Consider the following 25,409-nt stretch of genomic DNA (forward strand, 5'->3'; position numbering starts at 1 on the left):
AAAGCAATACCGATAATGAAAGAAGCAGCCACTACAGCCCACTGGATATTCTTTTCGCCAAATTTATTAACAAGAGTCATCGCAATTCGCTGCGCGCCACCTGAATCTGCAATTAATTTACCCAGCATAGCACCAAGTCCGAAGATTAATGCTATATGTCCGAGTGTTCCGCCTAATCCAGCCTCAATAGTTGCGATGATTTCATCTAATTTCATTCCAAGTGCTATAGCCACACCGAATGAGACAACGATCAGTGAAATGAAGGTGTTTAATTTAAAGCCCATGATTAATACGAGTAAAGCTAAAATCCCTATTGCTACTATTACTAATGGCATGTTATTTCCCCCAAAAATATTTCTATATTTTTATTATTTTTATCCTTGTTGCATAAAGGCCTAAAATACCTAAACCTATATATAGCTAGTCAATTTTTTGCTCTCTAGATAGCATTTGTTGTGACATCCAAAAGTCTTCAACTTTACCTTGAACATCATCAAAGTTTTGATGTAATGACTTGATCATAAGGTCTCGATTTTTTGAATTTATGGCATCAATATACAGCTGATGATTTTCCATAATCCGTTCAAAATCATCATATTTTTCTTCGAGACGGGCTCGCATCGATAATAGAATTAAACTTTCCATAACAGGTTTTGCATTATTCCATATTAGCAAAATGTATGAATGACCAATCGAACGAATAATCGTTTCATGGAATAAAACATCTTGAAAGGAGAACTCATCTGCATCTTTGTATTTTATGGCAATTTCCATCATTTCAAGTATTTTACTAAGTTCTCTCACTAACCCTGTAGTATCTATTTTTACAAGCCGTTCAAAAACAAACGTTTCTATTAGTATACGTACATCATAGATTTCTTCTATTTCTTTCTTTGTTAAACCAATAACAACTGCACCCATTCTTTCTAATCGAATCATATTTTCAGAGGCTAGTATTTTTAATGCTTCCCGAATGGGTGAACGACTTACATTGTATTCTTCTGCTAATTTATTTTCCGATAAGATGGTACCGCTTTCAATTAAGCCAGAAATAATTTGCATTCTAAGCTCGCATGTTACACGCTCACCAGTGGAAGCTTTTGAAAGCCATTTTGTGGGATATAGAAATTCCTTCGTTTCGTTCAAGAACTCACCTCCTTTTAGAACAACTATACATGTATACAAGTATTATAAAACAGATTTTTCAAAATGCAAGCGCTTTTATTCATTTGAATTTTAAAACCAACTCCTTTATGTCTTTATATAAAACGCTTACATATTTTTATTGACATGATTATCAATATTCCGTAAACTTTTACTTGTATACAAGTACACGGCAAAATACACGATTCTTATGCGTTTTGAGGTTTTATTTCCATTCTGGATTTTTTCCTCTATATTAACCTTATAAGAAGGAAATCTTTTCGAGTAGACTTATAGGGAGAGTTGAAAGGTATGCAATATCCATCATCATGGCTACAAAGGGCTTCACTTGGGGAAAAGATCGTAAGTGAGTTAAGATTGCAAATTATTAGTGGCAGTATTCATCCAGGCGCATTATTATCTGAAAATCAGATTGCATCTGAATTCGGGACTAGTCGATCACCAGTTAGAGAGGCCTTACGAACGCTTTCTGGGGAAGGGTTAATCCGTTTAGAAAGGATGGGTGCTGTGGTATTAGGCTTAACGTCAAAGGATATCGATGAACTAAATGATGTTCGTTTTATGATTGAAAGCTTTGTATTGCAACGTCTTTCCCAGATTGACCATGAGCCATTAGTGGCCACCCTTAATAAAATCATCGACAAGATGGAATTAGCGGGTAAGCACCAGGACTTTATTGAATTTTCTTATCAGGACCTATGTTTCCATGAAGAAATGATTTTGGGGATCAACCATACAAGAATTTCGCATCTATGGAATAGTATACGAGAAATCGTACTAACAGCTCTATTAGTGGCAACAGGAAAAAGATTTGTAGGAAAAACGCATGAAATCGAACCTCTTATTGAAAAACACAGATTAATCGTCAAAGCTCTTGTTTCAAAAGATTTTCATCTTATTGAAAAAATTATTCAAGAACATTTTAAAGATACTCGTAAAACTGTTAGTGAAACCCTTTTAAAAATGAACCAGGATAATTGAAGGTTAACATCTTTTTTTTAAAAAAGAGATGTTCCTTTATTGATTAACTTGTCGACAAGTGGACAAGAAGGGTTAGCATCTTTTTTTAAAAGAGATGTTTCTTTATTAATTAACTTGTCGACAAGTAGACAATACAAATAATTGGAGGTTATGAAAATGGCAGTTATGAAGGCGGGTTTGTTTATATCAGAAAAAAATGTAATGGTTGGTGAGCTTGATAAACCAACATTAAAACAAGAGGAAGCCCTAATTCGAGTATCTTATGCTGGAATTTGTGGAACCGATATGATGATTTATTCGGGAAAACACCCTCGTGCAAAAGCACCACTAGCAATGGGCCATGAGTTTAGCGGTGTCATTGAAGAATTGAACGGAGAGTCAGCATTTTCAGTTGGAGACCGCGTGGTTATCGAACCAACTCTTAGCTGCGGAACGTGTGAAGCCTGTACGTCTGGACAATCTCATGTTTGTAAAACATTAAAGCTCATTGGTATCGATATGCATGGTGGATTTGCAGAATACGCAGCAGTTCCTCTATATCGACTTCATGTGATTCCTGTGGGATTATCAGATGCCCACGCAGCCTTAGCGGAGCCCGTGGCAGTGGCTGTTCACACTGTAAGACGCTCCAATCTTAAGGTAGGCGATGATGTTGTCATTTTAGGTGCAGGCCCAATTGGTTTACTCATTGGCCTAATGGCGAAACAGGCTGGGGCGAATCAAATCATCGTTTCCGATATTAGTCCTTACCGATTGGAAAAAGCAAGAGAACTAGGTTTTACCGCATTGGATGCTAAAGCTGTAGATGTTACGGAAGAAGTTTTATCGCTAACAAATGGGATTGGTGCAGATATTGTTTTTGAAGTGGCTGGTACACAAATTACGGCTAAGCAAATGGTTGAAGTAAGCAAAATTCAAGGACAAATTATGGTCGTTAGCGTATACAAACAAGCGCCAGCCGTAAATTTAGCAGGAATGCACTTTAAAGAAATTTCAATGGCCACTACGAGATGCTACAGTGGAAGTGATTTTAAAACAGCTATTCAACTAATGGCCAGTGGAAAGATTGATGTTTCTCCATTTATTTCTCATAAGTTACCGCTAGAGCAAATTGCTGAAGGGTTTAAGTTAATGGAAAATCCCGATGTTTCTTTAAAAATATTATTTCAGCCTAATTGATTGAGGAGGAGCAAAGATGGTACTCGAATTATTTAAACTAGATGGAAAAGTGGCAGCTATCACGGGAGCTACTAGAGGAATTGGACGTTCAATCGCTCTCTCTTTAGCAGAGGCGGGTGCAGATATTGCCCTCCTTCAACGTTCCCCTGAACAATCTGACGTAAAGGAAGAAATCGAAGCTTTAGGTAGAAAATGTTTGATTGTTCCTTGTGATTTAGAAAATGTCGAACAAGTAAAAGCTGCCATTCCTACTGTGGTTTCGCATTTTGGCAAAATTGATATTTTAGTCAATAATGCAGGCATCCAACGCCGTTCGCCTTCTGTAGATTTCTCAGAACAAGATTGGGATGATGTGATAAATGTTAACTTAAAGACAGTATGGCTTCTTTGTCAGCAGGCTGGTCGCTATATGGTGCCAAACGGAAAGGGGAAAATCATTAATATGGCATCCTTACTCTCCTATCAAGGCGGATTGACCGTTCCTGCATATGCTGCAGCCAAAGGTGGCGTGGCTCAGTTAACGAAAGCATTATCGAATGAATGGGCCAAGCATAATGTGAATGTCAATGCAATTGTCCCAGGATATATTGCCACAGACATGAATACGGCACTCATACATGATGAAACACGTAATCGACAAATTCTCGAGCGAATCCCCTCTGGTCGTTGGGGAAATCCTGAAGATTTTAAAGGGACAGTTGTGTACCTTGCATCAGATGCATCGAATTATGTACATGGGCATTTATTAGCTGTCGATGGTGGATGGCTAGGTAGATAACTAAAGTAATAGCATAGAGCATCATCAATCGAAGCATGCAGAATGGCGCATAATTTGTGCCAGTTGCGTGCTTTTTATTGTGGTGGTCGGCAACCAATAAAAACCCGTAGTTATTTATGATACGTGCACCACGGTTAATACGAAAATAAATGATTAACTGTTATAAATAATACCTTACAACTTTAGTAGATCTCGCTCCACTTGGTGTATCATGAATAATTTCAAATCGATAAACTTAACACCTTGGTCAATCCTGAGCCTGTTCACAATACAGGGACAGGAGAAATTTTGAAAATTGCTTCTTAATCAGAAAAAGGAAAAAGACGGATCGATTTTCCCCTCAAAGCCTTAATTGAGTCTACTTTATGGGGTGGTCAAGTGCTTGGTAGGCTAACTGGTACTTTCCTCCGTCAGCAACTTCTGAATGGTACAAAGCCTTGAGGGCATTGCTTTTTTCAAGGCCGTGTTCTGCCTTCATCTCTTTAAAGCGTGCATGCAATTCTTTATTATCCTTGATTAGCTGTTGCATTTGCGATTTTATATACTTCAAAATATTTATCTCCTTTCAGAACCCAATCCGTTCCCCAAGTATAGCATTAATAAACTTTATTTGATCCGAATCATATATAATTTTTATAAAAATCATCCAAACCTCATTTTCAAAGTAAGGTATGTAATCTAATAGCTAGTTATACTCCCCCGTCCAAGTGCCCCTTGAAACATTTAAATAAGGAGACTAAACCTTGGTTATTCATAACGAGAAATAACTTGTTTAAAAAACCTCCTAGATTGCTCCCGATCTTCTGCTGTAAAAGCCTTGGGTCCCTTTGTTCACTTTCCGCTTTTTCGACAAGCATATGCATCAACATAAATTTCCATCTAAATCTCTCCTGTAAAGAAGTTCGAATTAATAGTGATACTATTAATAAATTGAGCTTCTGTCAAACCATGTAAGTAGAGGAACGGTGCTCTTGTTTAAAAATAAACAAGAGTTTCTGCCGTTCGCTTCAATAGATCATCCCTCTCTTTACAGATTTCATTAAGGCGGCCACAAGAATAACCTTATGTAGTTTTTATAAAAAATAATTTGACAAACCGACGGTCGGTTTGTATGATTGGAATATAAATACAGGAAAGTAAGGAGAGATAAAATGAACATAAGCTCTAAAAGAAAGGTTATTCAATCTGTTATCGTCAGTATCTTAATAAATGGACTCGTACCTGTTGCCGTATATAATTTACTCTTGGGTCATTTCTCAAGTTTTGTTTCATTGCTACTTGCAACGATGGTTCCATTGCTGGATAATCTTTATCACATTGTGAAACATAGGAAAGCTGATGCTTTTGGACTGTTTATGCTGACAGCTTTCGTTCTTAGCTTATTGGCGTTTTTACTTGGCGGTAATGAGAAATTGATTTTAATGAGAGAATCATTAGTAACGGGAATATTAGGTCTAATCTTTATTGGTTCCCTCTTCTATTCCAAACCGCTCATTTATCATTTTGCCATTAAATTCAGTTCAAATGATGAGTCAGAACAGAAGGGCAAATTTGCGAATAATTGGGAGTTCTCCTATTTTCGTTTTGTCATCCGATTAATGACTGCTGTGTGGGGCATTGCCCTCTTAGCAGAAGCAGTTATCAAAACAATTCTTGTGTATGAACTCTCGATTTCTGCTTTCTTAGCTGTTTCACAAATCATCTTCTACAGTGTGCTCGGGGTAACGATTTTATGGACTGTCATCTATCGCCGATACGCAAAAACTCGCTTAGATTTAATAATGAATGTAAAATGATGCATCCAGAAATTGTATAAGGAAGGTACAGAAAATGTCTAATCCAACTTCTCATGATAACCCAAGCTTTCAGAATATCTTATTAGCAACTGAGGAACTTATTCTGGAAAAAGGCTGCAGGAATACGACACTCAAAGACATTATTGAAAGAACGGGGCTTTCTAAAGGGGCCATTTATCATTACGTTGCTAGCAAAGATGAATTGTTTGGGCTTATTTTAAAAACCAAAATAGAACAAGTGAATGAAAAATTTAATCAGTTGATCAGCCATTCGATGGGGGCTGCCCCTGACGCTGGACGGTTTGGGATGGCCACTCAATTTTTCCATAGTAGACAGAATCCAAATGATGTAGGGAATCTAATATTCGTTTACCTGTTAAGCCAGGATGATGAAAAAGTTAAAAGTATTTTAAAAAGTGTTTACCAATATAGTAAGGCAACTGGTGTTCAATGGATTGAGCTGGGACAACAAAATGGGGTGATTCCCCCAAAAATCGACGCTGAGAAAATGGCTACCTTATTTATGACTTTTTCATATGGCCTTAGGGTAACGCAAATTCTTTCCTCTTCTGAAGATGAACAAGTAGGAACAAGTGATATTTTTAAATTACTCATTCAGACATTGTCATAGAGTAAACGATTAAAAAAATGAAGGATGTTGGGCAAAATCCGTATAAGGATTGTCCCACTCCATAAACATACCGACCGTCGGTTTACTTTTTAGAACCAGAGGTGGTCATCATGGAATTCGTATCAATAGGAGTACAAGAATTACCCGAAGTGAAGCAGTTTTACGCTGCCATCACTTCTGATTTAAGAAAAAACGGTATCGATCAATGGGACCGTTTTTATCCGAACCGTTTTGTTATGAAAAATGATTTAAAAAACGGAACCCTTTTTGGAATCAAAGAGGAAAATCACCTTATTGGTGCCATTGTTCTCGATACAAACGAAAGTCAACAGTATTTGAAACTTCAGTGGGAAGATCAAACAGGCAGTCCATTAATCGTTCATCGATTAGCTGTCCATCCCTTCCATCAAGGTAAGGGTATAGGAAAAAGACTACTAAACTTTGCTGAAGAATTTGCCTTGGAAAAAGGACATACCAGCATTCGTTTAGATGTGTATTCCCAAAACCCGGCTGCCGTTGGGATGTATGAAAAAGCTGGTTATCAAATAAGAGGGGCTATCAGGTTTCCATTAAGAAAAGTGCCATACTTATGTTTTGAAAAAATCATTCAAATATAGATTAATAGGAGGATATGTCTGTGAAAAAAAGCAAAAAGTTAAATCTGGCTGTAATTGGTCTTTATTTTACTGTTCTACTATTCAGCGCTTATATATTCGTAATGTTTTTTGTAATTGGGACCGAAAATGCACCAATGGTGAAAGGAAAAATGGAAGACGTAAACTTTAATTTGCCCGTTTGGGAAGCCTTTTTCTATCCTCATATTATTCTTGGTACAATTGCACTGGCAATCGGTCCGTTTCAATTAACGAAAATGAGTCGTAAAAACCCAAAGCTACATCGGAATTTAGGGAAAATTTATGGGGTTACCATATTTATAAATGTATTATTGGTTCCATACATTTCTCTCTTTTCTACAGGTGGCCGGTCAACTATGATTGCCTTCCTTGTGTTGAATGCCTTTTGGCTTGGAACAACAGCTATGGGCGTCCTTCGCGGATTTCAAAAAAGAATACCCTCACATAAAACTTGGATTCTCAGAAGTTATGCCATCACATGGGTCTTTGTTTCCTTTAGAATAATTGTCATCCCTTTCTCTATTCTTTGGGATGCTTCCATCAGTTTTCCGATAGCCGTTTACCTTGCTATTGCTTTAAATCTCCTTTTTGTTGAATGGAAAAGAAAAAAAGGAAAAAATAAATCGATAATAAATTATGATAAAAAAATCATTAATGAGTAGGTGGAGTTAAGGATGAAAAAGAATGGATGGTATTAAGCGTTAATAGTATAAGGCTGTAAAGGAAAAAATCAGGTGAGAAATTCGCCTGATTTTTTCAACATACAACCTATCTTCCCTTCATGGGAGGCAGCTAGCGAGTAATTTGACTCCTTTTTCAATTTCTTCAATTGATAATCCTCCAAATCCTAACATGATATAGGAATTACCTTCGGGGGTTGGTTTAAGCCAAAACCTTAACGGGGAATAAACTTTGACCCCCTTCTGTAGACCATTTTCAATCAGCTCGAAGGTTGTTACGTCTTTTAGTTTCAATATGATATGCAAGCCTGACTTTTCTCCAACAATTTTTACTTTAGTGCCCATATATTGTTCAATACTCCTTAACAGAGCCTGATGTTTTCTTTGATACAGCTTGCGCATTCTTCGAATATGCCTTTCGAATTCTCCAGATTGCATGAACAGGGCCATAGCCCTCTGAATAATAGGAGAGACAGATTGGTTGTAATCCGCGAACATTCGTGAATATTGAACCATTAGAGAAGGTGGAAATACGATATAACTTAACCGGACTGAAGGAAGAAATGATTTAGAAAATGTACCTAAATAAATTACCTTTTCCTCTTCATCCAAGGATTTTAGCGAAGGAATTGGTTGTCCCCGGTATCGAAACTCGCCGTCATAATCATCCTCAATAATGTATCCCCCAGTTTGATAAGCCCATTTTAGTAATCGCATTCTTTTCGATATGGACAGAACCATACCAAATGGAAATTGGTGAGAAGGGGTTAAATATACGGCTTTTGCCCTGCTCGTTTGAATATGCTCCACTGACAATCCGTCCTTTTCAAGAGGCACGGGTTCAATATAGCATCCCTGGTCTTCAAAGACAGATCGTACTCCACTATAACCCGGTTCTTCCATGGCCACGGTTTGTTCCCGGAGTGCTAAAAGACGGCAGATCAACGCCATGGAAGTTTGTGTTCCGGCCGTTATAAGAATCTGTTCTGGTGTAGAGCGTACACCTCTTGATTGGAGTAAATAGGTTGAAATCTCCCGCCTCAATGCAAACTCACCTTGTTTTTCACTATACTCAAATAACCAGTTGTTCTCTTGATCAACAGCGTCTGACAGACATTTCTTCCACTGCTTCAAGGGAAATTTGTCAAGATCGACATTTCCATATTCAAAATCCACAAGAACTTCGCTTGCTGGCTTACATTCCATCATAATAGGATGTACCACCTCAATCGGATGCAGTGAAGGTTTCTCAATCTCAGCTACCCATATTCCACTTTTAGGGACACTTTCGAGGTATCCCTCTGATTGTAGCTGCTGATATGCTGCTTCAACCGTGTTCCGGCTGACCTTTAAATGAGACGTTAGCTGGCGAATTGATGGCATCTTCATTCCTGGCAAGAGCCTATCTTCTTCAATTTCCTTCTTAATCCAATGATACAACTGGCTGTATAACGGCTCTGACAACTCCCTATGTAAAAATGGGGTAAGTTCCACTGTTACTCCTCCATCTGTCCCTATTAAACTTTTTAATTCTGTCACTTTTATCATGTACAGAAATTTCCTAAAATGATTTTATCACTTATAAAGAAAGATGGGATGAAAAATGCATACGATCCGCCAAGAAAAATTAATCTGTACAGATGATAAGCGTATTGATCAGTTTTTAAGCCAAGCACGGACGGGTTACCTTGGATTAACTGATGGGGAGCTTCCTTATGTTGTTCCTTTGAACTTTATCTGGATGAATGAAGCTTTGTATTTTCATGGAGCGGCGCAAGGGAGAAAAATAAATTTGATTCATGCCAATCCCAACTGTTGTTTCACAGTATCTGAAGATTACGGAACCATGGTAAGTCCTATACCCGCCAAAACAGATACTGCTTACATGAGTGTGATGCTGTTCGGAGTACTAGAAACGGTATGTGATTTAAAAGAAGCTACCTCGGCAATGCAGGGCATGCTGGATAAGTACGTACCCGGCTACTACGATAAAGACCTTTCACAATCCCATGTTGAGAAATACCGCTCCTCTCTAGGGAGTCATACAGTTGTTTTTAGACTTACTCCCAGCGTACGAACAGCAAAAGAAAATCAATTGGATCCGCAATTGTCTTTCTACCCAGGCAGGAACGTTGAGATGGACATCTAAAATTTTCTGTAATCTATACATCATTTCGAATAAGAAACACAATCCAAATGAGATGGGACTAAATAGGGGGACAATGCTACACGATGCATTGTCCCCCTTTTTTAAGTCCTTCGCATATAAGCACGCACTGTTATTGGTGCAAAAATTACCACTATAATAGTAGCTCCAATGAGGGAAATGGAAAAATCCCACCCAATATGTCTGTTATTGACCAGTTCTCTGACAGCTGTGATTAAATGTGAAAGTGGATTTACTTTTACAACCCACTGGAGCCATCAGGATTAGAAAGCTGTTTTTTAGTTCGTATTGATCTATGAAGCAGGCCTTTTTTCATAAACAAAAATATCCTCCATTACCATTTAAAAATGAAAAGACTTTTTTCTATCAACCCCCAAAATCTTAAAATGATAACCTAAGCTTTTTATGTTAGTCGTATTTTGTTGAATGGACTACTTTAAAGATAACTTCCAATTCACACCTTTATTTTTATAGTTATACATTTCTTGATACTACATCTAGAGGGAGGAGTCTATGTGAATCGAATTTTTAGGTGGGTTGTTAGATCACTGTTTGCACCTGTCACTGGAAATGCAGGAGCGGTTGCAAGTACACTCGGTTTTTTTCTGGCCTTTTTACCTTTAAATAGTTTTAGAATTCCATTATTGCTTGCTTTTTCACTTTTGTTCCGTCTTAATATCGTCGCCTTGTTCCTTGGCACGTTGATTACGATTTTTATACCCAATATTCGTGATTTACCCATCCTGGATTTACGTATATTCGAAGATTATTGGCTATTTTCTGCCTTAAAGACTAAAATCCAACATTCACAAAGTATTGTTTCAGGTGTCATTGGAGGATTGATTGGTCTTGTCTGCTATTTTTTCTTCCACTGGTTTTACAATTTGGGACTTAAAAAAGGGGAATTAAATCAAGAACATGTTTTTCTTGATCCTGCAAAAAGACGCTGGACCATTATCAAAAGAATGAGTGCTGGCTTTATGGTTTTAATTGTTTTAGTGTCGACAATTTTTATCAAAAGCCTTACTACGAATCCGATATTTCATGAGCTGCAATTGAAGAAGAGTACAACAAGCGAGATCGAGCCGATTAATACAATGTTCAGTGAAGAAGAGCTTGCTTCACAAGTACAAAAAACGAATGCCGGCCCGCTTATACAAAAAAATACGGATAAAAAACTACTATCTAGTAAACAAGAAGTTTATGGTTTTTACGTCAATTGGGACAAAAACAGCCAAACTTCTTTCAAAAAAAATATCAATTCGATTACAACATTAGTTCCAGAGTGGCTGCAGATTACTCCTAGTCTTACCCTTAAAACCGCCACAGACAGCTCTATTGTGGCAGACGCAAAAGCACATGATATAAAGATTCTCCCATTAGTTCATAATTTCAATAATAACAAATGGGATGGTGATACACTGCATCGATTATTTACTACACCTGGTGCTGAAGATCTTTTTATTAATAAGTTGTTAGCTTATGTGAGAACGAATGACTTTGACGGTATTAATATAGACTTTGAAGAAATCAATCCAAATGACAAAGAACATTTCACTCGTTTTATTGGTAAAGTTTCAGAAACATTTCATCAGCATGGTCTTATGGTCACAATAGATGTCCCGCCGAAGAATAATAGTTTTAACTATGCTTCTTTAGCAGCTAACGTGGATCGGATGATTGTCATGCTATATGACCAGCATAACTCGTTGAGTACACCTGGGCCTGTTGCTCCATCTGATTGGGTAAAGATGAGCTTAGACCAGCTAGATATCCCTTCCGAAAAATTGATTGCGGGTCTGGGAAGCTATGGTTACGACTGGGAATTAAACTCTAATCAGCCTGCAAAAACGGTTTCCTTCGGGGATATCATGGATTTAGGAATTGGAGCCAACCTTCAAATCTATTGGAATCAACAAGAAGGCAACCCTTATTTAAGGTACAAAATAAAGGGGAAAAACCATATTGTTTGGTTTTTAGATGCTGCTACATTTTATAATCAAATGAAGGTAGCGGAAGGAATTGGCTCAAGTGGCATTGCGGTATGGCGTCTCGGGTCTGAAGATCCTTCTATTTGGAAATATATAAATAAACCAAAGGAAATGCAAAATCCAGCCACTGCCCTTAAAACCTTGGTCAATCCTAAGCCTGTTCATAATACAGGGGCAGGAGAAATTTTGAGAATTAATTCTCAAGCAGAAAAAGGAAAAAGATCGATTAAATTGGATTCGAACGGACTGATTCAAAGCGAAACCTATGAAAAATTACCAAAGCCCTTTAATCTGGCTCGGTATGGAAAGCCAAAACGTAAGGAAGTAGTCCTAACCTTTGATGACGGTCCGGATCCAACCTATACACCACAAATACTCGACATTTTAGATAAAAATTATATAAAGGGAACTTTCTTTATTATCGGAGAAAATGCTATGAAGCATCCGGAACTGGTTAAAAGGGTATTTAATAAAGGACATGAAATCGGCAACCATACCTTTACCCATTCCGATGTTACCTCCATCACCCCATTTCAAATGAGAATGGAGTTAAATGCAACCCAACGTTTGTTTCAAGAAATTACTGGTCATTCGCTAACCCTTTTTCGTCCGCCGTATGTGGCCGATGCCGAACCAGCCACAAGAAGCGAACTGGCTCCTATATTGCAGTCACAGGATATGGGGTATACCTTAGTTGGTGAAACAATTGACTCTGACGATTGGCAAGCACTTTCTAGCGAGAAAATAGTGAAACGGGTATTGGATCAGCTGCCAGAAGGAAATGTGATTTTGCTTCACGATGCTGGCGGAGATCGCTCCAATACGGTAAAAGCATTACCAATTATTATTAAAGAACTTAAGAAGCGCGGCTATACATTTACTACCGTTGCTGATTTACTTGAAAAAAGTAATACACAGATTATGCCCCCTGCTAATCAGGACAACACATATTTTGTTTATAACAAGGCTGTATTCATGTTCATTCAAGGTTGGCACTCAGGATTAAACTTCCTGTTCTACTCCGCTATCCTTTTAGGGATCCTACGGCTAGTTGTCTTTGTTTTCCTTTCTAGGAAGCAGGTAAAAAACTATAAAGAGATTAAGATTGATCCAGGCTTTACACCTTTTGTCAGTGTCGTGATTGCTGCCTATAACGAAGAAAAAGTAATTTGCAAAACGGTTGATTCTATCTTATCCAGTGATTACCCAGCTTTTGAGGTGCTGCTTATCGACGATGGATCAAAGGATGAAACGGCTACTGCTGTTCAAAATACTTATGCAAACCACCCTCAAATCAGATTAATTAAAAAATCCAATGGGGGAAAATCTTCCGCTGTTAATCTTGGTTTTAAAGAAGCAAAAGGAGAAATCGTGGTCGCACTTGACGCTGATACACTTATCGCTGAAAATGCCATCTCCTTGCTAGTTAAACATTTTAAAGATGAAGATGTTGCAGCTGTTTCTGGTAATGTCAAGGTTGGCAATAAGGGGAACCTTCTTACAAACTGGCAGCATATTGAATATGTGACAGGGTTTAATCTAGAGAGAAGGGCCTTTGCCGCTCTTAATTGCATTACGGTTGTACCAGGTGCAATCGGTGCATGGAGAAAGACAGCCGTACAAGAAGCAGGATACTATAAAGAGGATACATTGGCAGAAGATACTGATATCACTCTTACTCTTTTACGCCAAGGGAAAAGGATAGAATTTGAAGAAAGGGCTTATGCCTTTACAGAAGTACCAGAAGATATTAAAAGCCTAGCAAAACAGCGATACCGATGGGTTTATGGTACGTTACAATGCCTATGGAAGCATCGTGGGGCTTTATTTAATAAAAAACATAAATCATTAGGATTTATCGGCCTTCCCAATATGTGGATTTTCCAATATATTTATCAAACTATATCGCCTATTGCGGATATTTTGTTCATTTTCGCCCTTCTTAGCACGCACCCTGGAAGAGCAGCCATCGGATTTTTCTTATTCTACTTGCTAGATTTCTTTACTTCTCTATACGCGTTTCGATTGGAGAAAGAAAGTCCTAAACCACTGGGTTCATTGTTTTTGCAACGAATTTTGTACAAGCAGCTTATGACTTACGTGGTGGTAAAATCTATCCTCTCAGCAATAATGGGAGTAACAGTTGGTTGGAATAAACTAAAAAGAAATGGTAATGTAACTCAGGAGACCTCTACCGTGAAGGTTAAGGAATATATGTAATGGAGTCTTTACAGAGGTCTTTCCCAGTTTGGGAAAGACCTTTTTATTTTGACTTATAACCAAAAAGGACCACCATCTTTTGGTGATCCCTTTTAAAAAAACTACATTTTCTTTCCGTTGTTTTCTTTTTTATCCTGGCGACTCGCAGCCTTTTCTTTTGCAGCTTGAGAAACTTCTTGCCCATAGTTAGAAGGCGTTGTAGTACTTGGTGTATTAGCACCCGTCGTCGTTGGTGTAGTGGTCGAGGTTGGTGTCATTGATGTATTTGTTGGCGTTGTTGTTTTTGTGCTAGTTGCAGGTATCGTTGGTGCAGCAGGCGTTGTAGTTGTTGTTGCATTAGCTTTGGCAGGATTAGTTATAGATTCCTTAGTATTCGGTTGATTGGCTGCAATGAACCTATCACTCTTGTTTCTATTTTTTAATGCCACTTGGAAAGAATCTATATTATGAGAAATCTTGGTTTGCCGATCTTTAACATTCGTTGTTGGCGTTTGAACTTCTACCGTTTTTTCTTTGGTTACATCCGTTATTTTTCGGTCCCCGGTTATTGTTGAAGCAATTTTTTCTTTCAATTGTTTAGCGGGTGGGGTGGCTAATAAGGCGTTGGTAACAGAAAACGTAACAGCTCCTGCTAACACCATGGTAAGGGCACCCTTGGTTAGTTTTTTCATGCTATTCCCCTCGTGAGTTGTTTATTCATATTAGAATAATACGAATGTAACAAAATGTATTATGGGGGTAGTAAAATTAGAATTTTGGAATGCATCAAATCATTCTCATCCATTAATGGGAATAATCAATTTAAGCTTAAATAAGTGTTGATTTAATAATTAATGGTATTTATATCCAAAGCAAAGTAAAATAAACATGTAGTATTTATTTTTGTTAAGGGGCGGATTCCTATGATTATTGTAACAACCGAAAATATTGCTAATCATAAAGTTACAGAAGTGTTAGGTCCAGTATTCGGATTAACTGTTAGGGCAAGAGGAATTGGGAAAGATATCATTGCTTCTTTTAAGGGTCTAATTGGCGGAGAAATCAGTCAGTATACAGAAATGCTTGAAGATGCTAGAAAACAAGCAATCGACCGTATGGTGAAAAACGCTACGTCAATGGGGGCAAACGCAATCATTATGATGCGCTTTGACTCAGGTGAAATTGGCCAAAATATGAGTGAAATTGTAGCTTATGGAACAGCTGTTATTGTGGAAAAGGTATAACCAATGAAATGGGTTATTAGCTTTTACGGTATCCAACTTTTAGTGCTGATTATCTTAATCATCGGATCGTGGCTCATTTGGGACCGGCGCTTCAAAGCAAAACACGGTCAAAAGGTGCCTAAAGGCTTTGTCCGAACAAATGAGATTTCCATCGATCCTACTACAAATAAAAGATTAGTAGTCTACTTCAATGTGGAGACCGGAGAGCGATTTTATAAAGAAGAATAAGCATGACTTAAAAAGGAGCCCTGGCATGATTTTAACTAGCCAGACTCCTTTTCACTTGAATCATTGTATTTTTGAAGGGAAAGAGAAAGTATGCTGCATTTAAAAACGATTACAAAAGACAATTGGTGGAAGGCGATTTCACTACGCGTTCGAGAAGATCAAGTAAAGTTTGTGGCATCCAATGCGGTATCCCTTGCCCAGTTAAATTTTCTTGAGAATTTCCATGCAAAAGGAATCTATCATGGCGAGGAAATGATTGGCTTCACCCTTTTTGGAATTGACGAAGACGACCATGAGTACTGGATTTATCGCATGATGATTGATCAAAAGCATCAAGGGAAAGGATACGGGATTGAAGCGATTAAACTAGTGATAGACGATATTCGGAATATGAAAGAGGATCGCCATCAAACCATCACGCTGTCTTATGTCCCGACTAATGAACACGCAAAACGTGTATATGAAAAAGCAGGTTTCCAAGAAATAGACGGATTAATTATCGGAGATGAACAAGTATCGCGGTTTTCGTTTTAACCTGAAAAGCTGACAATGCAAATACCATGTCAGCTTTTTCTTTGTTACGGTTCTCCGTAACTCTCACACTAACGATTACCTATAGTTATGAAGGACAAATCTCTTCTCGGAGACTGGGGAAATGTCCTTCATCATCTCTATGAAGGACAAAAACCTTCTTGGAAACCATAAAAATGTCCTTCATTCCTCTATGAAGGACAAAACCCTTCTTGGAAACCATGAAAATGTCCTTCATCCCCCCTATGAAGGACAAAACCCTTCTTGGAAACCACGAAAATGTCCTTCATCCTCTTTATGAAGGACAGATCTCTTCTTGGAAATCATGAAAATGTCCTTCATCCTCTCTATGAAGGACAGATCTCTTTTTGGAAACCATGAAAATGTCCTTCATCCCCTCTATGAAGGACAACTCTCTTCTTGGAAACCATGAAAATGTCCTTCATCCCTTCTATGAAGGATAGACCCGCTCTGATTGAATTTGAACGACTTAAATACGTGTTATAAATCTCCGAATCTTTTGCTAATATGAGTGAATGAATAACAAATAAAATATTAAATTTCTCCAACCAAACAAATAATGACAAACTTCGACTAAAACATCTTGTAGAATAGTAATCAAAAGTTATAATAATGTAATATAATTGTAATCTTAGGATGCAGTTTAAAGTTGGTGAACATTGAAACAAGTCCACCATGTTACGGGGGGAATTTTATATGGAAAGTTCATTAAATATGGAAGAAAGTAATATACCACGGAGACAATCATCTAAGCGGTCTTCGAACTGGAAGGTTATCACAACCAGCATAATCATTATTATTGTAATTATATTGGGCTCAATCAGCTATTATCAAGCAACCCACTTTAATGCACAGATCAAGATAAATGGTATAAAAGTCAAGGGACTGACCGCTGATCAAGCTCTTAAAAAATTAAAAACAGCTAATTTAAAAAACATTGTTTATGTCGGTGAACAACAAATCTTAGATGGAAAAGATACGAAGATGGTATTTTCAGATAAAGATTTGTTAGCTGTCAAAAAACTATTAAGCAACCAACGGACATTTTTTCCTTCATTAAAATCAAAGAACTTTTCATTACTGCCTCACCAAACGGATCAGTATCGAAGCCAGACGCTGAAAAAACAAGTGGAAGAAAAGCTGGTCGCCCTTAATAAGGATTTAAAAGTGCCTAAAGATGCAGAGGTTACTTTAGAACAAGGTAAAGTTGTCATCTCTAAAAGTATTAGCGGAGAGCAATATGATGTGGCTAATCTATTAAAAGACTATGAAAATCATGAATATACAAGTGAAATTCATCTGAATTCTGCCTTCATACAACCAATTAAGGAAGACAGTGAAATTGTAAAAAATGAAGAGAAAAAGCTGCAGGAACTTCTTCAGCAAACTGTAGATTATAAGGTACAGAATAAAGTTTATTCACTAAATGCCAGCGAACTAATTAAAAATGCCTCTGTTTCAAAAGACATGAAGGTAACGATTGACGCGGCTGATATTAAGAATAAGATTGCTGAAATTAATCATACTCAATCCACTTTAAATAAAAATTTCAGCTTTAAAACCCATTCTGGTTCAGTTGTTCAGGTAAAAGGACAAGGATATGGCTGGGCATTAGATGTAGAGAAAGAAACCGCCCAGATTCAGGCAGCTTTTGAAAACGGAGCGAAATCCATTGCTGCTTCTAATATTATCGGACATGGCTGGAAGAATGAAGGTTACGGCTATGAAACGACTACGAACAGTGGTATTGGGGATACGTATGCTGAAGTGTCCATTGCTGAACAGCGAATTTGGATTTACAAAAAAGGTAAATTAATAGTCACAACAAATGTTGTGACCGGCAAACACAGCACCGGTAATGATACATCAAAAGGCGTGTGGTATGTCCTATATAAACGATCACCTTCCACACTAACAGGCAGAGAACTCGGAGGAGATGAAAGTTATTCTGTAAAAGTTAATTATTGGGCACCTTTTACAAACGACGGACAAGGGTTCCACGATGCCAGCTGGCGATCAAGCTGGTCAAGCAGTGCCTATCTAAATGCAGGATCGCATGGCTGCGTCAATACACCGCCAAATGTCATGAAAACCGTGTATGAAAACCTCAGTACCTATGAGCCGGTGGTTATCTATTAAAAAATGGCAATCTCAATCATAAAAAATCAGGAAATCGTTAATGATTTCCTGATTTTTTTGTTCTTTTGTAAAAACCCATTGTACGGTAAGCAACTATTAAACTAGCAGTAACTTCCCACTCGTTATACATCTAAAGAATTAACTATGAACCATCTCTTTTACGCTCAGACCCAGCGTCTTCGCTGTTGATGTATCAATTTTCTTGAACATCTCTGGATTTTCCATTAGTGACATGCCATAAGAAGGGATCATTTCTACTATTTTCGATTCCCACTCTTCAAAATGTTGTGGGAAGCATTTTTCTAATACCTCAAGCATTACGTGAACGGCAGTAGAAGCACCCGGAGAAGCGCCGAGCAAAGCAGCTACCGAGCCATCAGCGGCACTAATAACTTCCGTTCCGAATTGAAGTGTTCCTTTACCACCGGCCTCTGTATCCTTGATCACTTGCACACGTTGGCCCGCTACCACTATATCCCAGTCCTCCATTTTGGCGTTCGGAATAAACTCGCGTAATTCTTCCATGCGCTTTTCATTCGATAACAACACTTGCTGGATCAGATATTTTGTCAGAGACAACTCTTTTACACCTGCAGCTAACATAGTGAGAAGATTATCCGGTTTTACGGAACCTAACAAATCCAAATTCGAACCAGTTTTTAAGAACTTTGGTGAGAAACCGGCAAACGGTCCAAACAGTAATGATTTTTTATTGTCGATAAATCTTGTATCTAAATGCGGAACAGACATTGGAGGAGCGCCAACCTTAGCTTTACCGTATACTTTTGCATGATGTTGCTCCACAACTTCCGGATTGTTACATACCATAAATAGTCCGCTTACTGGAAACCCTCCGATATGCTTTGACTCAGGAATTCCGGTTTTTTGTAGTAGAGGTAGACTTCCTCCTCCACCGCCGATAAAGATGAATTTGGCCGTATGGCGTTCGATGTTACCGGTAGCCATATTCCATACTTTCAATTCCCATAAGCCGTCGCTTGTCCGTTTAATATCATCCACTTGATGATTGTAATTGATTTCAACGTTTTGAGTCTTTAAGTGGTCAAACAACATGCGTGTTAAAGCACCAAAGTTAACGTCTGTTCCAGAGTCAATTTTTGTAGCCGCTATTGGTTCATTCGATGTACGGCCTTCCATGATCAACGGAATCCATTCTTTCAGTTTTTCAGGGTCATCAGAAAATTCCATTCCTTGAAACAGAGGATTTTTTGATAGCGCTTTAAATCTATTTTTCAAAAACGATACATTTTGTTCCCCTAGTACTAAACTCATATGAGGTAGTGGCATGATAAAATCCTGTGGATTACGAATCAAATCCTTGTTTACAAGATAAGACCAAAACTGTCTAGAAAGCTGAAACTGTTCATTAATTTTTATTGCTTTGCTAATATCAATAGATCCGTCCGGTTTTTCGGAAGTATAGTTAAGCTCACACAGTGCAGCATGACCCGTACCCGCATTATTCCATTCGTTTGAGCTTTCTTCTCCAGCATTTTCGAGTTTCTCGAACACTTTAATTTCCCATTCCGGTGCTAACTCTTTTAGTAATGATCCCAAAGTCGCGCTCATGACCCCGGCACCAATTAAGATAACGTCTGCTGTTTTCTGTACGTTGCTCATGATAACCATCCTTACTCCGTATATTTGCAAAAAAAATGTTAGTCGCTCTAGCTTAGATGTTACAAAAAGCAGGGCCCCACCTAAGAACACATCGTATCTGTTTCATTTATAAACACTCATTAGTCTATTATAATTATTTATAGATTCAATTATCTACTATTATCTAATAATTATAAACTATTTAAACTCAGTAAAAAAGTGAGAAATCATCCCACTGTGTCCCTAATACATCCAAAAACCATTTTTTCTACCATATAATTCAAGTATTTTTTTTAAATATAAGGGTTCCTCCGGAAAATTGTTTTATGGTATGATGAGTAAATTGTTTACCTATCCTATTACATCTTCATTCATCAAGAAAAGAGGTATTTATGCAAGACACAGCATTATCTAAGCAACATTGGTTTCTTATTTTCACACTTACCTTATTAACATTTGTTCTTGGGACAAGCGAGTTTGTGATCGTTGGGATCTTAACGGATATTTCCTCGAACCTTCATATAACAAATGCAAAGGCAGGTACACTTGTTTCTGCATTTGCCATTACGTTTGCCATTGCTACACCCATCGTGATGTCGGCCACAAGCCATTTTCCAAAGCGGAAGTGGATGTTGTTTTTAATCGGAGCATTTATCGTCTTAAATGCATTGAGCGTTCTTTCGAAAAGTTACCTTATGCTCCTTGTCATTCGGATGGTGACAGCGATTGTAACAGGGGTATTAATCTCACTTTCCATGATTGTGGCTAGTGAAACCATCCCTGTTGCCAAACGTGGTATCGCCATATCCTTCGTTTTCGGTGGATTTACACTAGCAAACGTGGTTGGAGTTCCCATCGGTACTGTAATCGCTGAATGGTACACTTGGCATGCCACTTTTATGTTAACCACTGTTCTCGGTGGAGTAGCCTTTGTGGCCTCTTTCATCAACCTGCCAAGTAAGCTCAGCCAATATCGCAGCTCGATGCGGGATCAATTTTCATTGTTGACACACCCCCGAATCTTAATGGCTTTCTTTATTCCATCACTTGGATTCGGAGGGACATATGCCGTTTTTACGTATCTTGTTCCAATCCTCAAAGAGATGGAAGCACCAAGTAGTTCCATCAGTTTGATCTTGTTTGGATACGGATTTATTTCTATTTTTAGCAACATCCTTGCTGGTAAAATTGCCAGCCACAATCCGATCGGACGCCTGCGGTTTGTTTTCCTATTACAAGCATTTGTCCTGGTTGCTCTATACTGGACGACCAATAACTTTATCTTTGGTCTGGTAAACATCGGCTTGATGTCATTAATGGCCATTCTTTTAACCACCTCAACCCAGCTTTATTTAATCGACCTTGCGGGTATCTATCAGCCGAAAGCAACGGGACTCGCTGCTTCATTGATGCCTGTCGCAAGCAATGTTGGTATTGCCCTTGGTTCTGCATTAGGCGGAATTGTCTACCATGGAGGAACTTTAATCAATGTGACACTTGTCGGTGGAGTGGTTGCGATCTGTGCGAGTTTGCTCACTTTCTTCAGCCATCGTTTAGACCTCAAGCAGAAGAAACTGGCTTAAGGGTGAAGCGGCAAACCTTACTTTTGAATAGTTTGATGCAAAAAAACAGCGGTGCCTTTAAAGCACCGCTGTTTTTCAATATTCATTTTAGTAAAAACTACTTCTGTTACTGCATGACCTTCCAAAATTCCTCTGCTACAACTTCATAACCTGGTAGACTTAGATGAATGTTTTGCGGATTTGGAATATAATCTGCAAAATGACTACCATTTATCGCTTGAGCTGTCGGAACAAATGTATCACCATGCTGAACCGCCTGAGCTTGAATTTGAGCATTAAAACCTTGAACTAATTGATTAACCAACTCTTTTTGTTGAGGATCGATTATATATGGGAATGGGTTGTAATAGCCCATTACATAGACCTTAACATTGGGATTAAGTTGATCAATAGTCCCTAGAATAGTGCTGATTTTTCCAGCAATGACCGGAATCTCATTTTTTGCTGCCATTGGATCCTTTTGAACCACCGGAAGCAAATCATTGGCCCCAATATCAATGGTAAGATGAGTGGCGCTTTTAATTTCTTGTTGAACAGCGTCCTTCTCTAAATCTGTTATGATATTATCCGTTTTATAACCGGAAACACCTAGATTTACAAATTTGAGCAGTTGATAAGATTTTGTAAAATCCTTGGCAATGTAATTTGGATAACCCCAGTCTGGGTCTATTCCATTTACCACAGGTCTGTCTTGCCCTTGTGGAGTCATTCCTGCTGCTAATGAATCCCCTAAAGCGAGATAATTGATCTGAATCCATGCTCCGTCTGAACCTAGTTTATAACCTTGGATGACCGTATTGGCAACCATTTGACCCTCTTGTTGGAAGTAATACCATTTTCCTTCGATTTCCTTCCAATTGGTAATCATCGCTCCACTATCTGAAAGGTAATATTTCTTTCCTGATACTTCCAGCCAGCCTGTCTCCATTACTCCCAAATGATTAAAGTAGTACCATTTATTTTTAATTAAAGTCCAACCTGTACGCATTTCACCAGTAGGCTGGAGGTAATACCACTCACCGCCTGATAGCAGCCAGCCTGTTTTCATTTCACCGGTAGATTGAAGGTAATACCATTTATTATTTGTTTGGATCCAGCCTGTTTTCATCGCTCCGGATTGATCAAGGAAATACCAGGCCTTGCCATTATATAGCCAGCCAGTCTTCATGGAGCCATCTATATTTAAGTAGTACCATGTGCTCCCTGTCTTTAACCAGCCCGTTTTCATTACACCTGCTGAATCGAGGTAATACCATTGCCCCTTATAGTGAACCCAACCAGTGGCTTTTCCATTTGTTGTGTAATAGTACCATTTTCCATTTGAAAATACCCAACCCTGTGGTTGAATTTCATTCCAAACCATACTTGATATTTTACTAATAGTATCGATTCCATAGGACAGGGATGGATTATTCGCTGTCAGAACAGCAATCACATAATTTCTCCCTTGTCCATTAATGTATCCCACACTATTTACATTTTTTCCAGTAGTGACCCAGCCATTTTTTAACGCCACACTAACCCCTGATGGAATTCCATAGCTTGTCCCCCAGCGTTGGTCTGATACTACGTGCCGCATTAGATTTAGACCATATGCTCTTTGTGAATCCGTTAATAAGGCATTAGGATAGGCAAAATATTTCATCATGGTAAGTTGGTCCGAAACAGTTGTCGTGGTTCTTCCCCACCAACCGCCAGTACCTGCAATGGTACTTGTCATCCCTACTTTTTGAAAAAAGGGCTGGACATTTGTTTCGCTGCCAAGTTGTCGCCATAGCGTACTTGCCGCACTGTTATCACTATTTTCAATCATTCTAGTTAATAATGAATTCACATTACTAGTAATAGGGATTTTTTGATAAAGTACGTCTGCCATAATTGAAATTTTCACAACACTTTGAGTATAGTAGGTTTTTGAAGGATTGTATGTATATGTTTTGCCTGTGTTTGCATCGTAAACGCCAACGGAAACCGTGTTACTTCTAGAAGAAATATAATTGGCTACATCGGATCCTAATACGGTTGATGCCTTTACAGGAGCTTTTCCATACATTAGCATGGCCATTCCTACTAAGGCACATGCAACTAGTTTCTTATAAGATTTCATCTCATTATCCTTTCCTGCTAATCTATGAATCTTATTATATAATACTGCACCTCTATTCATATTAATAGTATTTACTATACTCATAGAAATAACCTGTCTCTTAATTTAGAGACAGGTTGATTTTTTGCGTAACTTTAATTGTTTAATCCCATGAAACCGATAAAAGCTAAGATCCATAGCAATGGAAGTAAATTAATGATGATTGAAAATCTTCTCTTTTTTAAACGGAACACCCAAGCTAAAATGGAACAGATGATTACAGCAACCGGATATAACGTAATGGCAAGAACAAACGAGCCATTAGCTAGATTCACCCCACTGTCGAAGCTCATGAATGACAATCCCCAGATGACAAACCAAGGAATCAGAGAAAGTGCATATAGGATTTGGCTGATTATTAGATATAGTTTCATATATTCCTCCTGTATTTATCTAACTTGTTAAAATGTTAACAGAATATTCATATTCCTTAAATCGTATCTCGCTTTTTTTTTTGTAAAATTAGCATTGAGAATATGAAGGGAAGTGTCATATGATACTTAAAAATCTATATGAATCGGATGAATTATTGACTATGCGGTACTTAAACACGCGAATGGAGTTAAGTGATCAAGAAAAATTCCAATATCTAAACCTTGAAAAAGGTTTTGAAGGGGAAAAGAAGTTTGACCAAATGGCAGAACTCCTTAAAGAAGAAAGATTTATTATCAATAGCTTGCTTCTTAAAGTAAATAACTCCCATTTTCAACTTGATAAATTGATTATTTCACAAGGGGGTATCCATCTTTTAGATATTAAAAATTTTCAAGGGGATTTTTACATAAAGGATAATAAATTTATTGCAATGAAAACTGACCGAGAATGGAAGAACCCTTTCGACCAGTTAAAAAGAAGTACGATTCTATTCCGCCAACTGCTTCAAAACCTCAAGCTAAATTACCTTGTTGAACCTCTCGTTATCTTCATCAACCCTGAATTCACCTTATACCAAGCCCCCATGGACCTGCCTGCTATTTTTCCTACACAGGTAAATGGATTTTTGAAAAATATTAATAACACACCGTCTAGGTTGAATGACGGGCACAAGAAATTAGCCCAACAATTACTCTCTTTACATCAAACTAAGAATCCACACACTATTCTACCTGAGTATACCTATGAACAGCAGCAAAAAGGGATGTATTGTTGTTTTTGTAATTCCTTTCACCTTTCTAAATCATACAATGAACTTGTATGCGGAAAGTGTGGAGGACGTGAAAAGATCGAACTAGCTATTTTGAGGAATGTTAAGGAGTTTCAGCTTCTATTTCCTGAACGAAAGGTTACTACCCAAAGTATCTATGAGTGGTGCAATGGAGAATTGAGTAGACGGACTTTTATTAGGGTTTTGAAGAAGCACCTAACGGTTTTTGGAAGTACAAGCGATACTTATTATAAATAAATTGACCTACTAGAATGATGACTATTGATTTATTAATACTTAATTAAGGTTTTCTGGCCCTTCCTGGACTGGAGTTAGTTGGCCATTTGACAGTGTTTTGTTTTTTTCTAAATGCACTGTCCGAAATTGCCTGGTCTTCTGACAATGTTTCTATCTTTTTCGCTTACTCTGTCAGAAGTTTCCTGGTCTTCTGACAGTGTTTCTATATTTTTCTCTTACTCTGTCAGAAGTTGCCTAGTCTTCTGACAATGTTTCTATTTTTTTCGCTTACTCTGTCAGAAGTTGCCTAGTCTT

At 38.0% G+C, this 25,409-nt stretch carries 22 protein-coding genes and 3 pseudogenes; 15 read left to right on the plus strand and 10 right to left on the minus strand.

Annotated elements, in window-relative coordinates; genetic code table 11:
- Together ABES03_RS10775 and ABES03_RS10780 are read right to left on the minus strand one after the other, a co-directional pair.
- A pseudogene (locus ABES03_RS10775) lies at window positions 1-335 on the minus strand (gluconate permease); the annotation flags it as partial.
- An 85-nt stretch (window positions 336-420) separates the two neighbouring features.
- Window positions 421-1,146, minus strand: coding sequence for a GntR family transcriptional regulator (locus ABES03_RS10780; protein ID WP_430117292.1), 726 nt, complete (start codon window positions 1,144-1,146; stop codon window positions 421-423).
- 309 nt (window positions 1,147-1,455) lie between these two features.
- On the opposite strand from ABES03_RS10780, the gene ABES03_RS10785 reads away from it, so the two are divergent.
- The 3 genes from ABES03_RS10785 (at window position 1,456) to ABES03_RS10795 (ending at window position 4,102) form a co-directional block, all read left to right on the plus strand.
- A complete protein-coding gene (locus tag ABES03_RS10785) occupies window positions 1,456-2,145 on the plus strand; it encodes a GntR family transcriptional regulator (RefSeq protein ID WP_430117293.1) in 690 nt (229 codons plus the stop codon).
- Window positions 2,146-2,301: 156 nt separating this feature from the next.
- A complete protein-coding gene (locus ABES03_RS10790) occupies window positions 2,302-3,324 on the plus strand; it encodes a zinc-dependent alcohol dehydrogenase (protein ID WP_430117294.1) in 1,023 nt (340 codons plus the stop codon).
- 16 nt (window positions 3,325-3,340) lie between these two features.
- Window positions 3,341-4,102: an SDR family oxidoreductase gene (locus ABES03_RS10795; protein ID WP_430117295.1), complete on the plus strand. Its 762-nt coding sequence runs from the start codon at window positions 3,341-3,343 to the stop codon at window positions 4,100-4,102.
- Between the two features lie 358 nt (window positions 4,103-4,460).
- Here the strand turns inward: ABES03_RS10795 and ABES03_RS10800 are convergent, their stop codons facing one another.
- The gene (locus ABES03_RS10800; RefSeq protein WP_430117296.1) at window positions 4,461-4,652 is read right to left on the minus strand and encodes a hypothetical protein; all 192 of its coding nucleotides are present in this window, start codon (window positions 4,650-4,652) and stop codon (window positions 4,461-4,463) included.
- Between the two features lie 197 nt (window positions 4,653-4,849).
- Window positions 4,850-4,951 (minus strand): annotated as a pseudogene (locus tag ABES03_RS10805) (YaiI/YqxD family protein); the annotation flags it as partial.
- Window positions 4,952-5,253: 302 nt separating this feature from the next.
- On the opposite strand from ABES03_RS10805, the gene ABES03_RS10810 reads away from it, so the two are divergent.
- The 4 genes from ABES03_RS10810 (at window position 5,254) to ABES03_RS10825 (ending at window position 7,826) form a co-directional block, all read left to right on the plus strand.
- Complete coding sequence (locus ABES03_RS10810) at window positions 5,254-5,898, plus strand: VC0807 family protein (RefSeq protein ID WP_430117297.1); 645 nt, start codon at window positions 5,254-5,256, stop codon at window positions 5,896-5,898.
- A 34-nt stretch (window positions 5,899-5,932) separates the two neighbouring features.
- Complete coding sequence (locus tag ABES03_RS10815) at window positions 5,933-6,529, plus strand: TetR/AcrR family transcriptional regulator (RefSeq protein WP_430117298.1); 597 nt, start codon at window positions 5,933-5,935, stop codon at window positions 6,527-6,529.
- 110 nt (window positions 6,530-6,639) lie between these two features.
- Entirely contained in the window at window positions 6,640-7,146 is a 507-nt protein-coding gene (locus ABES03_RS10820) for a GNAT family N-acetyltransferase (RefSeq protein ID WP_430117299.1), read from the plus strand.
- Between the two features lie 20 nt (window positions 7,147-7,166).
- Entirely contained in the window at window positions 7,167-7,826 is a 660-nt protein-coding gene (locus ABES03_RS10825; RefSeq protein WP_430117300.1) for a DUF2306 domain-containing protein, read from the plus strand.
- 117 nt (window positions 7,827-7,943) lie between these two features.
- Here the strand turns inward: ABES03_RS10825 and ABES03_RS10830 are convergent, their stop codons facing one another.
- Window positions 7,944-9,392, minus strand: coding sequence for a PLP-dependent aminotransferase family protein (locus ABES03_RS10830; protein ID WP_430117301.1), 1,449 nt, complete (start codon window positions 9,390-9,392; stop codon window positions 7,944-7,946).
- 55 nt (window positions 9,393-9,447) lie between these two features.
- Between ABES03_RS10830 and ABES03_RS10835 the strand changes: the two genes are divergently transcribed.
- Window positions 9,448-9,993, plus strand: a complete 546-nt coding sequence (locus ABES03_RS10835; protein ID WP_430117302.1) for a pyridoxamine 5'-phosphate oxidase family protein — start codon at window positions 9,448-9,450, stop codon at window positions 9,991-9,993.
- Window positions 9,994-10,094: 101 nt separating this feature from the next.
- Here the strand turns inward: ABES03_RS10835 and ABES03_RS10840 are convergent.
- Window positions 10,095-10,268 (minus strand): annotated as a pseudogene (locus tag ABES03_RS10840) (ABC transporter permease); the annotation flags it as partial.
- A gap of 627 nt (window positions 10,269-10,895) precedes the next feature.
- Here ABES03_RS10840 and ABES03_RS10845 point away from each other — a divergent pair.
- The gene (locus tag ABES03_RS10845; protein WP_430117313.1) at window positions 10,896-14,222 is read left to right on the plus strand and encodes a polysaccharide deacetylase family protein; all 3,327 of its coding nucleotides are present in this window, start codon (window positions 10,896-10,898) and stop codon (window positions 14,220-14,222) included.
- A 101-nt stretch (window positions 14,223-14,323) separates the two neighbouring features.
- Here ABES03_RS10845 and ABES03_RS10850 read toward each other — a convergent pair whose 3' ends face one another.
- Window positions 14,324-14,893: a hypothetical protein gene (locus ABES03_RS10850; RefSeq protein ID WP_430117303.1), complete on the minus strand. Its 570-nt coding sequence runs from the start codon at window positions 14,891-14,893 to the stop codon at window positions 14,324-14,326.
- 231 nt (window positions 14,894-15,124) lie between these two features.
- On the opposite strand from ABES03_RS10850, the gene ABES03_RS10855 reads away from it, so the two are divergent.
- The 4 genes from ABES03_RS10855 to ABES03_RS10870 all read left to right on the plus strand — a co-directional run bounded on the left by ABES03_RS10855 (window position 15,125) and on the right by ABES03_RS10870 (window position 18,364).
- The gene (locus ABES03_RS10855; RefSeq protein ID WP_430117304.1) at window positions 15,125-15,445 is read left to right on the plus strand and encodes a YbjQ family protein; all 321 of its coding nucleotides are present in this window, start codon (window positions 15,125-15,127) and stop codon (window positions 15,443-15,445) included.
- A 3-nt stretch (window positions 15,446-15,448) separates the two neighbouring features.
- Entirely contained in the window at window positions 15,449-15,673 is a 225-nt protein-coding gene (locus ABES03_RS10860) for a hypothetical protein (protein ID WP_430117305.1), read from the plus strand.
- A gap of 90 nt (window positions 15,674-15,763) precedes the next feature.
- Window positions 15,764-16,207, plus strand: coding sequence for a GNAT family N-acetyltransferase (locus ABES03_RS10865; protein ID WP_430117306.1), 444 nt, complete (start codon window positions 15,764-15,766; stop codon window positions 16,205-16,207).
- 693 nt (window positions 16,208-16,900) lie between these two features.
- A complete protein-coding gene (locus ABES03_RS10870; RefSeq protein ID WP_430117307.1) occupies window positions 16,901-18,364 on the plus strand; it encodes a L,D-transpeptidase family protein in 1,464 nt (487 codons plus the stop codon).
- Window positions 18,365-18,502: 138 nt separating this feature from the next.
- On the opposite strand, the gene ABES03_RS10875 is transcribed toward ABES03_RS10870, so the two are convergent.
- The gene (locus ABES03_RS10875; RefSeq protein WP_430117308.1) at window positions 18,503-20,014 is read right to left on the minus strand and encodes a malate:quinone oxidoreductase; all 1,512 of its coding nucleotides are present in this window, start codon (window positions 20,012-20,014) and stop codon (window positions 18,503-18,505) included.
- A 362-nt stretch (window positions 20,015-20,376) separates the two neighbouring features.
- Here ABES03_RS10875 and ABES03_RS10880 point away from each other — a divergent pair, with 362 nt between their 5' ends.
- Window positions 20,377-21,567 carry an MFS transporter gene (locus tag ABES03_RS10880; protein WP_430117309.1) on the plus strand — a complete coding sequence of 397 codons (1,191 nt, stop codon included), beginning with the start codon at window positions 20,377-20,379 and terminating at the stop codon, window positions 21,565-21,567.
- Window positions 21,568-21,673: 106 nt separating this feature from the next.
- On the opposite strand, the gene ABES03_RS10885 is transcribed toward ABES03_RS10880, so the two are convergent.
- Window positions 21,674-23,758, minus strand: coding sequence for a serine hydrolase (locus ABES03_RS10885; protein ID WP_430117310.1), 2,085 nt, complete (start codon window positions 23,756-23,758; stop codon window positions 21,674-21,676).
- A 50-nt stretch (window positions 23,759-23,808) separates the two neighbouring features.
- Window positions 23,809-24,087 (minus strand): hypothetical protein, encoded by a 279-nt coding sequence (locus ABES03_RS10890; protein WP_430117311.1) that lies wholly within the window; start codon window positions 24,085-24,087, stop codon window positions 23,809-23,811.
- Window positions 24,088-24,206: 119 nt separating this feature from the next.
- Between ABES03_RS10890 and ABES03_RS10895 the strand changes: the two genes are divergently transcribed.
- A complete protein-coding gene (locus ABES03_RS10895) occupies window positions 24,207-25,115 on the plus strand; it encodes a nuclease-related domain-containing protein (RefSeq protein ID WP_430117312.1) in 909 nt (302 codons plus the stop codon).
- The last annotated feature ends 294 nt before the right edge of the window (window positions 25,116-25,409 follow it).

Source organism: Neobacillus rhizosphaerae, from assembly GCF_050477885.1.
Lineage (GTDB): Bacteria > Bacillota > Bacilli > Bacillales > Cytobacillaceae > Neobacillus > Neobacillus rhizosphaerae_A.

Bases quoted from the DNA above. Each gene is read 5' to 3' on its own strand.
- ABES03_RS10790 (WP_430117294.1), top strand. From the start codon at position 2,302: ATGGCAGTTATGAAGGCGGGTTTGTTTATATCAGAAAAAAATGTAATG.
- ABES03_RS10830 (WP_430117301.1), bottom strand. From the start codon at position 9,392: ATGATAAAAGTGACAGAATTAAAAAGTTTAATAGGGACAGATGGAGGA.
- ABES03_RS10865 (WP_430117306.1), top strand. From the start codon at position 15,764: ATGCTGCATTTAAAAACGATTACAAAAGACAATTGGTGGAAGGCGATT.
- ABES03_RS10850 (WP_430117303.1), bottom strand. From the start codon at position 14,893: ATGAAAAAACTAACCAAGGGTGCCCTTACCATGGTGTTAGCAGGAGCT.
- ABES03_RS10895 (WP_430117312.1), top strand. From the start codon at position 24,207: ATGATACTTAAAAATCTATATGAATCGGATGAATTATTGACTATGCGG.
- ABES03_RS10885 (WP_430117310.1), bottom strand. From the start codon at position 23,758: ATGAGTATAGTAAATACTATTAATATGAATAGAGGTGCAGTATTATAT.
- ABES03_RS10875 (WP_430117308.1), bottom strand. From the start codon at position 20,014: ATGGTTATCATGAGCAACGTACAGAAAACAGCAGACGTTATCTTAATT.
- ABES03_RS10880 (WP_430117309.1), top strand. From the start codon at position 20,377: ATGCAAGACACAGCATTATCTAAGCAACATTGGTTTCTTATTTTCACA.
- ABES03_RS10810 (WP_430117297.1), top strand. From the start codon at position 5,254: ATGAACATAAGCTCTAAAAGAAAGGTTATTCAATCTGTTATCGTCAGT.
- ABES03_RS10890 (WP_430117311.1), bottom strand. From the start codon at position 24,087: ATGAAACTATATCTAATAATCAGCCAAATCCTATATGCACTTTCTCTG.
- ABES03_RS10860 (WP_430117305.1), top strand. From the start codon at position 15,449: ATGAAATGGGTTATTAGCTTTTACGGTATCCAACTTTTAGTGCTGATT.
- ABES03_RS10835 (WP_430117302.1), top strand. From the start codon at position 9,448: ATGCATACGATCCGCCAAGAAAAATTAATCTGTACAGATGATAAGCGT.
- ABES03_RS10815 (WP_430117298.1), top strand. From the start codon at position 5,933: ATGTCTAATCCAACTTCTCATGATAACCCAAGCTTTCAGAATATCTTA.
- ABES03_RS10785 (WP_430117293.1), top strand. From the start codon at position 1,456: ATGCAATATCCATCATCATGGCTACAAAGGGCTTCACTTGGGGAAAAG.
- ABES03_RS10795 (WP_430117295.1), top strand. From the start codon at position 3,341: ATGGTACTCGAATTATTTAAACTAGATGGAAAAGTGGCAGCTATCACG.
- ABES03_RS10820 (WP_430117299.1), top strand. From the start codon at position 6,640: ATGGAATTCGTATCAATAGGAGTACAAGAATTACCCGAAGTGAAGCAG.
- ABES03_RS10855 (WP_430117304.1), top strand. From the start codon at position 15,125: ATGATTATTGTAACAACCGAAAATATTGCTAATCATAAAGTTACAGAA.
- ABES03_RS10870 (WP_430117307.1), top strand. From the start codon at position 16,901: ATGTTACGGGGGGAATTTTATATGGAAAGTTCATTAAATATGGAAGAA.